The organism is Bdellovibrionales bacterium (genome assembly GCA_041662785.1).
Taxonomy (GTDB): domain Bacteria; phylum Pseudomonadota; class Alphaproteobacteria; order UBA9219; family UBA9219; genus UBA8914.
The window spans coordinates 51,804-65,931 of record JBAZRW010000003.1 but is presented as its reverse complement, the minus strand read 5'-3'; the positions used below and the strand labels follow the sequence as shown (position 1 = coordinate 65,931).

The window sequence follows — 14,128 nt, the reverse complement described above, 5'->3', positions numbered from 1 at the left end:
AGGGTCTTTGCAAGTCCGAACCGAAAGGCCGGATTCCACACGTTTTAAACGCCGTGATAGGTCTTATACCACTCAATAAACTTGGGAATCCCCTCGCGGATTGTCGTCGTGGGGGAAAAACCAAAGTCGCGCTTGGTGGCCTCAATGTCCGCCGAGGTCGCCGGAACGTCACCAGCCTGCATGGGCAAAAAGTCATAAATGGCTTTTTTGCCAAGGGCTTTTTCAATCTCACCAATATAATCCATCAGTGTTTCCGTGTGCGAGTTACCGATGTTGTAAAGGCGGGTCGGCACTTTGCCTTCCTCCAGCTTCATCGGGTTATCAAACACGCCAATCACGCCCGACACGATATCGTCGATATAGGTGAAGTCGCGGCGCATGTTCCCATTGTTAAAGACGGGGATAGGCTCTCCCGCGATAATGTTCTTAGTGAACAAGTAAGCCGCCATATCAGGACGACCCCATGGCCCATAAACCGTGAAAAAGCGCAAGCCCGTACAGGGCATCTTGTACAAATGCGCATATGTGTGGGCGATAAGCTCATTCTCGCGTTTGGTGGCGGCGTAAAGGGATACGGGTCTTTCGACGGGATCTTCAATTGAGAACGGCGTCTTGGTATTGCCGCCATAAACCGATGACGAGCTGGCATAGACAAATTGCTCTAGCTTCGGCAAGCGACGAGCCAACTCAGCAACCGCAACATAACCCATGACGTTTGTTTCAACGTAAGCGAACGGATTAATAAGCGAGTAACGTACGCCCGCCTGCGCTGCCAAGTTCATGACATGCGTAACATCCTTGCAGCTGTCTTCCAAAGCCAGAATGGAGTCCTTATCCGCGATGTTCAGCTGGTGAAAGGTGAACGCGCCCTTCCCTGCCTCTTGAACGCGAGCAAGGCGCGCCTTTTTCAGATTCACATCATAATAATCATTCAGATTGTCGATGCCGACAACCTCATCGCCACGCTCAAAAAGCTTGAGCGCCAAAGTCGATCCGATAAAACCAGCCGCGCCGGTGATGAGAACTTTCATATTATAAACTCCAATACTGGATGTTAGAGGGGACAGACGCCGGATCTATGATGGATTTAATATCCACCACAATGCCGCCATCCGCAACATCGGCCAAGAAATCTTTCAGATGATCCAAAATCGCCTGATGCGATACGGCCACGACAAGAGCATCCAGATTCTTCAAGTCCTCGCGTTGGCACAAAGGCAGATTATATTCGTGCATGGCATGTGCGGGATCGGCGACAGGGTCAAAAACCATGACCTCAACGCCAAAACCTTCTAGCTCACGCACAATTTCCGGCACGCGACTGTTACGCAAATCGCGCACGTTTTCCTTAAACGCCAAGCCCAAAATGCCAACGCGAGCCGTAGGCTTCATCCGCCCGCCCTTGACCAGCATTTTCATGATCTTTTGTGCGATAAAAACGGGCATACCGTCATTAATGCGGCGTCCCGACAGGATCACCTGCGGGTGATAGCCAAGCTCCTCAGCCCGTGCCGTAAGGTAGTAGGGATCAACCCCGATGCAATGACCGCCGACAAGCCCGGGGGTGAATTTAAGAAAGTTCCACTTGGTTCCCGCTGCCGCCAATACATCATGCGTGCGCAAATTCATTTTCTCGCAGATGATAGCTAATTCGTTCATCAGCGCGATATTGATATCGCGTTGTGTGTTTTCCAAAACCTTGGCGCATTCGGCCACGCGGATATTCGCGGCGCGGTGCAGGCCAGCGGTAATCACGGATCCATAGACAGCCTCAACGCGGTCAAGGCTTTCTTGATCCTCGGCGCTGACAATCTTGGTGATCGTTTCAAGGCGGTTGACCTTATCGCCAGGATTGATGCGCTCTGGCGAATAGCCCATCTTGAAATCAACACTTTGACGAAGACCAGAGATTTTGGCGATTTCGGGGCCACACACGTCTTCGGTCAATCCGGGATAAACCGTCGATTCAAATACGATAAGAGGAGTTAGGGCTGCCTTACCGTTCGTCGCTGCCCGCTTCTTTAAAAGCTCGCCAATCGTCCGGCAAGCACCAAGAACGGGCGTCAGGTCAGGGCGCTTGGCTTGATCGATAGGGGTGGGAACCGTCACGATGAACAGGCTGCAATCCAGCATGTCATCGGCCTTATCGGTGATCAGGCCAGTCGTTGCCTTCAGATCTTGGCTTTCGACCTCACCCGTCCAATCATGGAAGATTTTCAGGGCGGCAACGCGAGGCTGATTAATATCAAAACCTACAACGCCCTCAAAATGTCTGGCCACACCGATCATCATCGGCAGTCCGACATACCCCAATCCTATAACGGCTATTTTTTCAGCCATGATTCACCTCGGCAGCTTTATTGGCAAGACTGCTCTCTAAAGCACTTTTTCGCCTATGGCAACATGGAAGACGTTCAAGAACAAGGGAAAATAAGGAATTAGTAAAGAATCACGTTTTTTTCGCTCTTGATTGATTGTTTTGTTATTTCCGAATATCCTGGGGCATGCGCAACAAACTGATCGAAATAGGCGACACAAGGCGGGAGCAAGTAGCCAAAGAAAAGGCGCTTATCTCTTTTGCTGACGTAGATCGCGCCGCCAAGGCCGCCTTGCCCCCCCGTGGCTTTGCCCGCGCCCTTCAAACCAAGGTTGAGGGCGGCGATTTTGGCCTTATCTGCGAGATTAAGAAGGCCTCCCCCTCCGCCGGTCTTATCCGCGCTGATTTCAACCCCGCCGAAATCGCCAAAGCCTATGAGGCGGGCGGCGCGGCCTGCCTGTCCGTCCTGACCGAGGAAACCTATTTCCAAGGCCATAACGACTTTTTGGGGCAAGCGCGAGATGCCTGTGCCCTCCCCGCTTTGCGCAAGGACTTTATGGTCGATGTCTGGCAGGTCGCGCAGGCGCGCGCCATAGGCGCGGATTGTATCCTCCTGATCATGGCCCTTCTAGATGATGCGCTGGCCGCCGAGATGCAGGCCGCCGCCACCGCCTATGGCATGGATACGCTGATTGAAGTCCATGATGAGACCGAGATGGAGCGCGCCCTACGCCTCCCCCTCTCAGGGCTAATTGGCATCAACAATCGCAACCTGAAAACGCTGGACATCAATCTGGCAGCGACGGAAAGGCTTGCCCCCATGGTTTCCTCTGGCCGCTTGATCATCAGCGAAAGTGGCCTTCAAACCGCCGAGGATTTGCAGCGCATGGGGGGCGCAGGCGTTCATTGCTTTTTGATCGGAGAGTCATTGATGCGGCAAAGCAATATCGCCGAGGCCGTCAGGCGGATAAGGGGCTAAGGCCTTCGTCTTAGGATCATCAAAAAGCCTGCTGGCACGACGATCTGTTTCACAAACAAACCCAGCATAAGACCGTTTATACCGCCCAACGCCAAAGAGCCATAAACGACAGGAAGGGTAACGATCAAGTTCGTCACGGTAAAGGTCAACAAGCGCCGTGAGCCTGCTTTGGCAAAGAGATTATGAGAGCAAAAAAACTCAAACGATATGCCACACAACAAAAGGCCGGACAAAGCTACGGAGATGAAATCATAGTGATAGGCCACGCCAAAAATAAGCGGCGAGAGGTAATAGAACGAAACGACATAGGCCACGGCGACAAAGGGCACTATCGCAAAGGCTGCGAGTGACCGTCCCTTATTCTTTTTGTCTTTGGTAAAAAATAAAGTGCGATAAAAGAGCGGGATCATCGCATCAAAAAGACGAGAGCCTTCCTGCGGAACCATGACCAAGATAGAATAGCTGGCTAACGCCGCAGCGCCCAGCTCATGCCGAAGCCACAGTTTATCGATCGAAAAAGCCGCTGTATAGGCAAGTCCCGCCAGTGTCATCCCTATCGCCGAGAAAAGGTTCTGCCGCGCCTCCTCGCTCAACCACGAAGCCCTTAGGTTCTTATTTTTATCACCGCGCAAACGCTTTTCCCGCAGGGCCACAGGAAAAAAAGCAATGAGCGTCGGAATAATGAGAGCCAAGAGATACGCAGGAAAAAGGGCAATAGGCGCAAGCCCCATTCCATAAATAAGGCCAAAGAAAACAAACAAAAGCAACAAGCTTAATAGACGCGTGCGCAACAAAAGGTTCAAGGCGACATCGCGAAGCCTCATCCCGATTAAGTAATTGCGATAGCCTGTCCCTGTTTCAAAAAACGGCAACAAGATGACCATCACCAAAAGAAAGAAGCGCAAAGACACGCTAAGACATTCTTTAAAAATCAAAATGCCCGCAAGAATTAGACACGAGCCTAAAAGGGCGAAACAAAAGCGCAGCGTAAATATGCGCAAAAGACCAATCGCTTTATTCATATGACTATTGCGAAGAATTGTTCGATCATACCCAGGAAGAGAAAAAACCATGACCAAAGGAAGGATCAGCATGGCTGTCCGCAGTTCACCGAAATCATAAACCGTCATCAGCCGCGCGGTGACTATAGTAAAAGCAAGGCTCACTAGGATATTAAGCCCATGCGCAAAGGCATTCGAAAGAACGAGTTTAAAGTTTTCTGGAAATAGAAAGCGCTTAAGAAAGGGTTGTTTCATGGGACACAACTGGGTTTTACAGGATAAAACGCAGCCAAAGCCGCATTCAATAATTCATCAGGCTTGCCGGAATTAGCAGGGAATAAAGAGGACACAGGGAGACAATTGTTTTTTATGTTTGACGCATTAACAAGAACAATTTTCCCTAAAAAACAAAGCCAATGAATTTTGCATTTCAACAGGAAACAGCGGCCAAAACGATGAAGTTCATCGGCACAAGCTGGAACTATAACAACGGATGTTGGTCCAATATATTTTAATTTATCAATAAACTGGGTAGAAGATTCTTCTTGAAAAGCCAAAGCGCGCCCCGTCCCCAGAACCTCAACTCTATTGCGCACAATTTGCATCACGCGGAAGGGGAATACGAGGCAGGCCATACAAGGAAGTAGTCTTTCAAGCGGCATCTTGGCCAAAAACAACTTGTATAGAAAATGAGGAAACGTACTAAAATACGATTTGTTTTCAAGAAAAGAGGCAAAGGCCTCTCCCTGTTCAGAAACAGCTTTAAGTTTAGAGCGATCATTTAAACATAACGCCTTAAAACATTTCCTTAGCGCTGAAGACCCCCCCAAGAAAAGGCTTCCCTCTTTAGATACTTTAAAAAACGGCATATGGTCTGTGTATATATTAAAGTCCCAAAAGAAATCGAGAATATATAAATGTCCCTTTTCAAAACGTCGGACACCCATCTGTCTGGACGTTTCGCGCGTTATAACAAAGCCTGCCTCCAACAAAAGGCCACGCGCAGTAGAAACTTTATCCTCAGGCAAGAAAAAATCAATATCGATAGGCGCTTTACAAAACTTATTGAATTGTTTTGCACCACATCTTGATACGATTTTGGAGATCAATTCTTCAGTCGATATCATTGACGGATACCTGTAAGGGAACGCAAAAGATTGCCCTGTTTGATGCGACGCATCGTGGCGGAAATTCTGTCGCCCCAACCTTCCACAAAGGCCTCAATCACGAACGGAGGACGAAGACCAATGTTGGTTCGTTTAAGAAGCAGGGGACCTTTAGAATCTTCCAAAAAACCTGAATCGGACGTAAAGCCATAGGCATAACCAGATTTTTCGACATCCTTCGTAAGCGCAGAACCATGCAGACCAAAGGGATAGGAAAAACAGCGAACTTGAATGCCCAGTTTTCCCTCTAACGCTAGTCGATCTTGCGCGATAAGGACGAGTCTTTCTTCCGGTAAAGCCGTCAACATATTGGTGTGCCCAAGGCTATGCCCTCCCACTTCCGCCCCCCGTGCCGCCAGCACTGCCAATTGTTCCCATGTTAAAGAAGGTTCTTGCCATGTCTTGATGCGCTCTTGGCAATAGTGCCTTGCCGCCGCGTCCTCTAGACCTATGAAGTCCGAACTGACGAACAAAAGAGGCTTCACCCCATGCGCCGCAAAAATCGGCTTTCCTATGTCAAACCAAGAACGATAGCCATCATCCAGCGCCACGATCACGTTGATCCGGGCCGGATCTTTTTTGCCTTGAAGATAGTCGTCAAAGGAAAGTAAGTGATAGCGCCGCGCCAAGACCCTTAGGATGCGATCAAACAACGCCGCCTTGTCAAGATGGTGAAAGACGAGGACACGCGTCTTACCGTGGTCGCGCGCCGCCAAAAACGGCACAAGAACACGAGTCACAAGGCAAAGAGTCCCCGCCAGATAGGCGTGGATACGGCTGCGAATAATGATGGAACGATTGCCTACCATGAGAAACCTAAAAAAAGGGGGCATCTTGCTCTATTAAAAAGCAGGAACCGAATCGTGAATACCCCCCGCCATTTTTTGTATGATATATCAGGAGCCTTGCCTTTGGGACATGAAAAATGTACACAAGACGACTCTTGCGAGCCCCTCACTATCAAAACTCTAGCCACGTCCAAAAATATGAACGTTTTGAAAAATATAACCTTTTTCACGCAACCATGGAAAAGGATGGCCGAGTCGGCAAACGCCCTTTCTCAAAATCCCGTCTATTTGGCTCGCCCTATGGCTATCTTGCTTCTAGCTTTTGCAGGCTGGAACATTGTGACTTTTTACTTCATACAAGGCTCCCTTGAACCCGTTGTTAGCGCAATGCGGCTTTTGATCGAAGGACTTATTGCCTACGCCCTCATTCGCTGGTTTCCCAAAGCGCCTGAGCGGATTATGCAAGCCGTTCTTGTCCTCTCTAGTGTTAGCAGTCTTATTGTCTTCATTCAGATTCTTGAGGAAGCGCAGATTCTGCCCACACCGTTTCGCTGGATTATGACAGATTTCTGGCATCTTTATTCTGAAGCAACGCGAAAAACAGGACTTTTGAACAATTTTCAGGTTTCCTCGTTCCTTGGTTTTTTATCCGTCGTTCTTCTTATTAACCGCAAGAAAGCGACATCGGTGGCCCTAACCGTAATCAACAGCTTTTCTGTTTTATTCGGTGCGCGAACTTTATGCCTCCTTTGGCCGTTTTTACTGATGGTCAACAGACGGGCTCTTATTGCTATGATTCTAGTGTTATCCACCATGTTTATGGCAGGAACGCCACGCCTTCAACGGCTTCTTACCTATCATTTTGATGTTCGCCTTATGCCAGCCGTTCAAGTGGTCGCAACAGGCGATTTCAAACAGGACTACTCTTCTAAGGATACGCTTTCGCAATACAAAGCGCCCCATGACATAAAAACCTTTTGGCTTGGCAACGGAATCCCACGGTATTCTGAAGGCGGCGGTTTTGATCCCGTAGCCAGCCGTTGGCTTTTGCAGGCGGGCTTACCTGCCATGATTTTGGCCTTGGCTCTTTCATTTCTTGTGATCGTCAAAATCGGACTGAAGCCCGGCATGAAAAACAAAGTCTTTGCGGCCGCGCTCCTTTTGCTTATGGTCAAAGAAGAAATGATCACATCAACGTTGGGCTTTCCGCTTTTGCTCCTGTACGGGTTCGCCCCACCAGAAGCGGATGAAAACGCAGCAGAAGGTTAGACCTTAAAAACGTCCTCAATAAAACCTGTAGCTGCAAACTCAAACATATGGCCCGTGTCCCACAAGCACACCCCTGTGTTCAACATTTGATGAGCCAGAATGGCCGCCGTGGGGCCAAGCGAGGCGAAAACAATCGTGGACGACTTATTCAGTTTTTCTTCCTCGATCTTTTTCAGGATTGCTGCCCTAATGGCTTCCTTTTTCTCATAGGCGTTTTCCGTCCCGCACTCGATAAAGAACGTCCTACGCCCCAGCTGCAAATGCTTCAGCTTCTCCACATGCCCTGTAGCGATAATAATGTCTTTATCGCTCAGAAAATCCCTCAACTGCGCCCAATCAAGATCAGGGCAGTTAGCCTTGATAAAAAGATGGCAGTGACCATAACGAACGCTGGGGTTTAGGTATTTCCATAAAAGGCGACGCGTATCCAGCCACATCGCATATTCAAAGCGGATGGAATGAACAGAGTCGCGAGCCGCCAAAAAGGTCGACGGAGGATCCACCGCCACCATCAGGCGTGAGTCTGTTGAAGAAAGCGATGCCGTAAGATCAGCAATCAGCGCCTTAGAGTTCTTTTGACACCAATCCGAATCCGGCGGGTATTCCCCTGCGCCAACCAGCTGGCCAATCTCGCCATCACTGTATCGCGCCAAACTTTTTCCCGTTGCCATTAAATCTTCTAGCGTTTCCTGCGCCGAGAGAAAATGGAGGTTCTTGTAGCACGGCGCATAATCTGTTGTGTCGCGTTTATAAATAAAAAGCCTTTTTAGAATAGAAACGAAATATGCCGGATTATCCCAAAGCTGGATCACATAAACGAACGGAAACCGCCCAAAGACGCTACGTTTTCGAAAAAATAAACTCATTGGCTTCTTCCCATGACAGGTTTGGATTCTTGATGATAAAAAGCGTCGCTTTAAGGCTTTCAGGAACAACCCAAAAACGCTTTTCCTGCTTGATCATCAAAAGCAGATTGGCAAGCATGCCCAAGGCAAACATAAAGCGGCTTTTTAGGTTCTTGGCAACATGCTCGCGCCAAAGAATATAACGGTACAAAACGCGCATCCGCAGCGTGGCAGGACTAATCCGTCCCCCGCTTGACGGAGGATCATGAATGACGCGCAAGGACGGAAGAACGCGTAGGCACAGACCAAAATTCTTCATCAAAGAACGACCGAAGAAAACGTCCTCTAAGAACGACCACGCCGCCATACCCGTGGCAAATTGCGCCTTAGGAAAGGCCGTAGCACGCACAACGCTGTTGCATCCAAAAAGCCATTCGGCCTCAGAAACCTCTTGCGCATAGAGCCCACGCACATAGTCCGTCCAGCCCGATGGCAAAAGACGGTTGGCGTGTCCATCGCCATGAATCCCCATCAGACGCGCAAAAAGGTGCTTCGAGTCTGCGCGATCCGGCGCATCCTTATCCACATAAGCCCCCCCCACCGCCATAACGGAAGGGTTAGCGGCTAGATAGGCGAGCGCTTGCGCGACATAGGTATTCGGCATGACAATGTCGTCATCAAGGAAGAAAAGAACATCCCCCGTAGCCGCTTGCTGGCCCTTATCGCGCGAAACCGCTAAGGCTTCGCCTTTGGCATAAAGGACGTTAAAGCCTGCACGAAGGGCTGAGGGGACTTCATCCGGCGACCATGTGCCACCGCCGGCCTCAACCACGATCACTTCATCAGGCCGATTCGTTTGCGCGACAAGATTGTCCATCAGGCGCAAAAGCGTTACCTTGCGGTTCATACTGGAGACAATAACAGACGTCTTCATCAAGCCGTCTCCATCCGTATAAGGTTTCGTATTCCTTCCTCAAACGACGTGCGCGGTGACCAGCCCAAAACGTCTTTGGCTAACCGCACATCTGCCACAACATCGGGGATTTCCTGCGCCCTGACCTGCTCTTCGGAATAAACGGGAAAAGACGTCCCCGCCACGCGCTGGACAGTGGCAATAATCTCTTCTACCGAAGAGGATTGGCCGCTTCCAATATTTAACACATGATAGCCAGAGGGACAGGCTGCAGCCTTCACCATCGCCTCAACCACGTCATCGATATAAACATAGTCACGGCGCGGCGCGAGGTCTTTAACGCGAATGACATCTCCCCTTTTGACTTGTTCTATTATCGTAGGGATCAGAAAATCCGAACGCTGCCCAACACCATAAATGTTAAAAGGCCGCAATACCGTTACGTCCACGCCCTGAAACGCCGCCGCAAAAGCGCACAATTGTTCGGCCAAGTGTTTTGAAAGGGCATAGGGATTATTGGGAGAAACAGAGTGCTCTTCAGCAATCGGCAGGTTTTGTGGAATCCCATAAACATAGGCGCTTAAATAAATCAGGCGAGCGCCATGCTGGCGGCAATAGGCCAATGCCTGTTCAGTTCCCATCACGTTTGTTTTAATAAAAGCGGCCTTATCACGCCAACTATCGGGGACGTAGGTGCGCGCTGCCAGATGATAAACACAGCGAGCGGCGGGAAGAGCCTCCCACGTTGCGGCGTCCTCAACCTCACCAGCGGCTCTATCCAATGCTAAAACGTCACGGCCTTCGGCCTTCAAACGAGCCACAAGCGCTCGCCCCACAAAGCCGCCTGCACCTGTCACAAGGGCATCAATCATCAAGGAACCTGCTTTTCATGGCAGCAAACTCACTCTGCGCCTTTTCGTAATCGTCCGGCCTGCCGATATCCAGCCAATAGCCATCGAACGGGACTACGGTTGCGGGTGTTTTTGTCTTAATCAGATCAAGCATCAACTGATCGAATCCGTAAGATCGGCCTTCAGGGATAACATCCAAAACCCTACGGCTGACCATATAAACGCCCATGCTGACGTGATAGGTCAGGCTAGGCTTCTCGCGAAAGCCCACTAAATCGTTTGCCTCGTTCAAATCAAGAACGCCATAATCAACGCGCTGCTCCCTTTCCATCGAGGAAACCGTGAACAGACGATCCGCTTGAACATGCCTGTCATAGAAAGCGCCATAATCAAGATCGGAAAGAATATCGCCATTCATCACCAAAAAGTGATCCGGTAAATCAGGGATAAGCTTCAACGGCCCCATCGTGCTAAGCGGCTTATCTTCTAAAGAATAGTCGATAGATACACCAAGCCGCGCGCCGTCTTGGAAAAACGCTTGGATAAGCTCCGCCTGATGATTAACGGCCAAGGTCACGCGATCAAACCCCGCCTTAGCAAGCTGCCTGATCACAATTTCAAGGATCGGTCGATCGTCTAGCGGCATAAGCGGCTTGGGAAGGACGGTCGTATAGGGACGCAGCCGCGTCCCCTTCCCGCCCGCGAGGATCACAGCGCGTTTAGACATTATATATCCCCGCTTTATAGGTTTTCAGATTCTCGGGGTTTATGAACCACTCAATCGTCTTTTGAAGCCCCCTTGCAAAGCCTTCTTCACCGCCATAACAGGGCGCCCATTCCAAAAGCTTCTTAGCTTTTTCATTCGAGGCCCACAGACGCTCAACCTCGCTTTTGGCAGGGCGAAGCCTTTCGTCATCGGAGAGGATTTCAACGGGCGTGCCCATCGCTTGAGCAATCATCTGCGCCGTTTTGCCGATGCTCACCTCAAAATTACTCCCCAAATTGATCGTCTCACCAACGCAGCCCTTTGCTGTTAGGGCGGCAATAAAACCTGCCACGGTATCCTCAACATAGTTGAAGTCACGCGTAGGATGAAGCGAGCCAAGCTTTATCTGCCTCTGCCCTGCCGCCAATTGGGTGATAATCGTCGGGATCACGGCACGGGCGGATTGCCGAGGACCATAGGTGTTAAACGGGCGCACCGTCACGACAGGCGTGCCGAATGAAAGGAAGAACGACATCGCCAACTGATCAGCGGCAATCTTCGTCGCTGAATAGGGAGACTGGCCCTGCAGCGGGTGAACCTCATCAATTGGCACATAACGTGCCGTCCCGTAAACCTCACTGGTGGAGGTATGGATAATCCGCGCCACGCCCTCACTGCGGGCTGCCTGCAAAACATTCAGCGTCCCTTTGATATTCGTATCGACGTACGAATCTGGCGAGTGATAGGAAAAAGGAATCGCAATCAACGCCGCAAGGTGCATGACAGCATCCATGCCCGCCATCGCCGTCCTAACGCCGTTGGGATCGCGAATATCGCCGGAGAAAACCTTAAACTTGCCCCGCACGTCAGGCGAGCAGTGATCCAACCAGCCCCATGAGCCAAAGGAGTTGTAAAGAACAAAGGCGGTCACGTCATGCCCTTGACGAACAAGCTCTTCGGTCAAGTGAGAGCCTATGAAGCCATCGGCTCCCGTGACCAGAATCTTTTGGGGTTTTGACATGTTAATCGCGCATAAAGGTTAAAAACAAGGAGATAGACTTTTACCCCACTTCACCGCCCAAAGTCAAAGGAGCCCGCCAAGGCACTTACAGCACCGCTGGACGAGCCATCGCCAATGTGTTTTAGTCAAAAAGTATGCGTATTCTTCACCTTATCATCGGCCTGAACACGGGCGGCGCAGAAATCATGCTGCAGCGCCTTGTTGAGCGGCATCAAGGCTCGCCCGCGTTTCATCACGAGGTCATCTCGTTGACGGACACAGGGCCTATTGGCGTGCGCCTGAAAGAAAAAGGCGTGACCGTTCACGCCTTGGGTCTCCACTCTCTTATTGATGCGCCGCGCGTCCTATGGGCGCTTTACCGCCTTATCAGGAAAACGAAACCCGACATCATGCAAACATGGATGGTTCACGCTGACCTTATCGGCGGGATCGTGGCGCGGTTGGCGGGCTGCCCCCATGTCGTATGGAGCCTTCACGCCTGTAACATTGCGCTGGCGGGAACGGCTTCAGCGCGCTGGCTTCTGCCCCTTTGCGCAAGGTTGTCGGTATGGATTCCCGTCAAGATCATCGCCGTCTCACAGGCCTGCAGCCTTTTTCACGCGCAGCGCGGCTATGACTCTAGCCGAATCGTCGTAATCCCGAACGGCCTTGATATTGTGGCCATGAAAGCTACCCCACAAGCCCGAACGCGCCTCCGGCAAGAAGAAGGGATTCCCGATAGTGCGATGGTCATCGGTTGCGTCGCGCGATTTAATGGAACCAAGGATATCGAAACGCTTGTCCGCGCGGCAGGACTTGTTTTATCGCAAAACAAAAACGTTCATTTTATGTTGGTAGGGACGGATATGACCAAATCCAACCCGCCGCTAAACGCTTGGATCGGGCGTGAGAGCGCCTCCGCCGCCTTTCATCTGATGGGCGAACGCGCCGATATCCCCGACTGCTTGGCAGCCATGGATATCTTTTGCCTTTCTTCCATTACGGAGTCGTTTGGCCTTGCCGTTGCCGAAGCGATGGCGATGGAAAAGCCCTGTGTTACGACTAACGTGGACGACCTGCCCGCTCTTCTTGGTGAAGGCGGCGTGACCGTACCGTCCTCCTCACCCAAAGCGTTGGCGTCGGCACTTACAGCCATGATCGAGGCGCCAGAAGCCTATCGTGCCGAGCTTGGCCGCAAGGGCAAGGAGCACGTAGAGGCGCATTTCTCGCTCACGCGCATGATGGCTTTATATGAGGCGCTTTATTTGGAAATCATCCGCGAAGCAAAATGACGCTCGCGGTAGCGCGTGAGGGGCACTTCGATCCCGTGATGAAGTGCCATGCTAAGCAGGATAGAAGTGAGCGCGATCCCCCAAAACTGCCCCACGCCCCAAAAATCATGCGTCCATTTGTTCACAATCATCAGCAAAGGGAGATGTATTATATAAACGCCGTATGAAAGCTCACCCAACCAACGGTCAAACGCGATCCTACGCATCAGCGCAAAAAGGAAGGGCAACGCGACCATAAAGCCAATAAGAAGCGGCCTTGGCAAGAAGGTGGAGCTCATGAGCATGATCAAGCCCACAGCAACAGCGATAAAGGCAAGATCACTTTTCTGCCACAGCTCCTTTTTAGACAGATGATAAAGCGAAGCGCCCATCCCGAAATAGGCAACCGTCGCGGGAAAGACGTGATAGGTTAGGCCAAGGCTGGAAAGATGCCCCGCGCGCAACATCACATGATAGGCCAACCCCGTTAGAGCAAACAAATAAGCCGTCCTCTTTCGCCGAACAATAAACGGCGCAAGCATATAAAAGTACAGCTCTAAGCTTACGGAAAAAACGGGGCCATTCATGGCCAGCGATGCGCCGTTAAAGCCTTCGGCTCCCATCGGGCGTAACACCAGCTCACCCGCGCGGGTACTGACCAGCCACAGAATGTCCTGCCCCAAGATAAAGATATTCGACAGCCCCGCAAAGACGGCATAGCCCGCAGGAAAGGCCTGATAGGTTTCAGCATAAAAACGCCAAACGCCCGATGCCAAGAATCCTATCGCTACGAAAACCATTGCGACGGCATAGGGAACCCACAGGCGCAAATAACGGCTTTTATAAAAAGCGATGTTAGAGCCTACACCTGTGTATTTCTCATTCAGGATAAGGCTCATGTAAAAGCCAGAGATAATATAAAAAAGGAGGACGGACTCACGCCCGCCAACAAAAAAGGAGGGGCTGCCGGATGTATGAGCCGCGATCACGCCCAAGGCTAGGAACAAACGAAGAAAGCCCAT

Annotated in this window: 14 protein-coding genes; 3 read left to right on the top strand and 11 right to left on the bottom strand. The window is 50.8% G+C overall.

Going from position 1 to position 14,128, the window contains the following annotated elements; translation table 11 throughout:
- Positions 1-44 precede the first annotated feature (44 nt).
- Both WC612_03705 and WC612_03700 read right to left on the bottom strand, forming a co-directional pair.
- Positions 45-1,031, bottom strand: coding sequence for an NAD-dependent epimerase/dehydratase family protein (locus WC612_03705; protein ID MFA6279883.1), 987 nt, complete (start codon positions 1,029-1,031; stop codon positions 45-47).
- A gap of 1 nt (position 1,032) precedes the next feature.
- The gene (locus tag WC612_03700; GenBank protein MFA6279882.1) at positions 1,033-2,340 is read right to left on the bottom strand and encodes a nucleotide sugar dehydrogenase; all 1,308 of its coding nucleotides are present in this window, start codon (positions 2,338-2,340) and stop codon (positions 1,033-1,035) included.
- A gap of 164 nt (positions 2,341-2,504) precedes the next feature.
- Here WC612_03700 and trpC point away from each other — a divergent pair, with 164 nt between their 5' ends.
- On the top strand, positions 2,505-3,296 hold the full coding sequence (gene trpC, locus WC612_03695; protein ID MFA6279881.1) for an indole-3-glycerol phosphate synthase TrpC: 792 nt from the start codon (positions 2,505-2,507) through the stop codon (positions 3,294-3,296).
- On the opposite strand, the gene WC612_03690 is transcribed toward trpC, so the two are convergent.
- From WC612_03690 to WC612_03680, 3 genes are read right to left on the bottom strand one after another with little or no spacing between them, the layout of a single operon-like run.
- The gene (locus tag WC612_03690; GenBank protein MFA6279880.1) at positions 3,293-4,552 is read right to left on the bottom strand and encodes a hypothetical protein; all 1,260 of its coding nucleotides are present in this window, start codon (positions 4,550-4,552) and stop codon (positions 3,293-3,295) included. The two genes, trpC and WC612_03690, sit on opposite strands and share 4 nt — an antisense overlap.
- Complete coding sequence (locus WC612_03685) at positions 4,549-5,424, bottom strand: hypothetical protein (GenBank protein ID MFA6279879.1); 876 nt, start codon at positions 5,422-5,424, stop codon at positions 4,549-4,551. Before WC612_03685 ends, WC612_03690 begins: the two co-directional genes overlap by 4 nt.
- Complete coding sequence (locus WC612_03680; GenBank protein MFA6279878.1) at positions 5,421-6,272, bottom strand: polysaccharide deacetylase family protein; 852 nt, start codon at positions 6,270-6,272, stop codon at positions 5,421-5,423. Before WC612_03680 ends, WC612_03685 begins: the two co-directional genes overlap by 4 nt.
- A 225-nt stretch (positions 6,273-6,497) precedes the next feature.
- On the opposite strand from WC612_03680, the gene WC612_03675 reads away from it, so the two are divergent.
- A complete protein-coding gene (locus WC612_03675) occupies positions 6,498-7,520 on the top strand; it encodes a hypothetical protein (protein ID MFA6279877.1) in 1,023 nt (340 codons plus the stop codon).
- Here the strand turns inward: WC612_03675 and WC612_03670 are convergent.
- Genes WC612_03670 through WC612_03650 form a run of 5 tightly spaced genes read right to left on the bottom strand, consistent with a single transcriptional unit; the run spans position 7,517 to position 11,856 of the window.
- Positions 7,517-8,386, bottom strand: a complete 870-nt coding sequence (locus tag WC612_03670) for a GT-D fold domain-containing glycosyltransferase (GenBank protein MFA6279876.1) — start codon at positions 8,384-8,386, stop codon at positions 7,517-7,519. The genes WC612_03675 and WC612_03670 overlap by 4 nt on opposite strands.
- Positions 8,361-9,299, bottom strand: coding sequence for a glycosyltransferase (locus WC612_03665; protein MFA6279875.1), 939 nt, complete (start codon positions 9,297-9,299; stop codon positions 8,361-8,363). Before WC612_03665 ends, WC612_03670 begins: the two co-directional genes overlap by 26 nt.
- Positions 9,299-10,150 (bottom strand): NAD(P)-dependent oxidoreductase, encoded by an 852-nt coding sequence (locus tag WC612_03660; protein ID MFA6279874.1) that lies wholly within the window; start codon positions 10,148-10,150, stop codon positions 9,299-9,301. Before WC612_03660 ends, WC612_03665 begins: the two co-directional genes overlap by 1 nt.
- Positions 10,143-10,856, bottom strand: a complete 714-nt coding sequence (locus WC612_03655; GenBank protein ID MFA6279873.1) for a sugar phosphate nucleotidyltransferase — start codon at positions 10,854-10,856, stop codon at positions 10,143-10,145. The genes WC612_03660 and WC612_03655 overlap by 8 nt, the downstream gene beginning before the upstream one ends.
- On the bottom strand, positions 10,849-11,856 hold the full coding sequence (locus WC612_03650; protein ID MFA6279872.1) for an NAD-dependent 4,6-dehydratase LegB: 1,008 nt from the start codon (positions 11,854-11,856) through the stop codon (positions 10,849-10,851). Before WC612_03650 ends, WC612_03655 begins: the two co-directional genes overlap by 8 nt.
- A gap of 134 nt (positions 11,857-11,990) precedes the next feature.
- Between WC612_03650 and WC612_03645 the strand changes: the two genes are divergently transcribed.
- A complete protein-coding gene (locus WC612_03645) occupies positions 11,991-13,127 on the top strand; it encodes a glycosyltransferase (protein ID MFA6279871.1) in 1,137 nt (378 codons plus the stop codon).
- Here WC612_03645 and WC612_03640 read toward each other — a convergent pair.
- Positions 13,097-14,128: an acyltransferase gene (locus tag WC612_03640; GenBank protein MFA6279870.1), complete on the bottom strand. Its 1,032-nt coding sequence runs from the start codon at positions 14,126-14,128 to the stop codon at positions 13,097-13,099. The two genes, WC612_03645 and WC612_03640, sit on opposite strands and share 31 nt — an antisense overlap.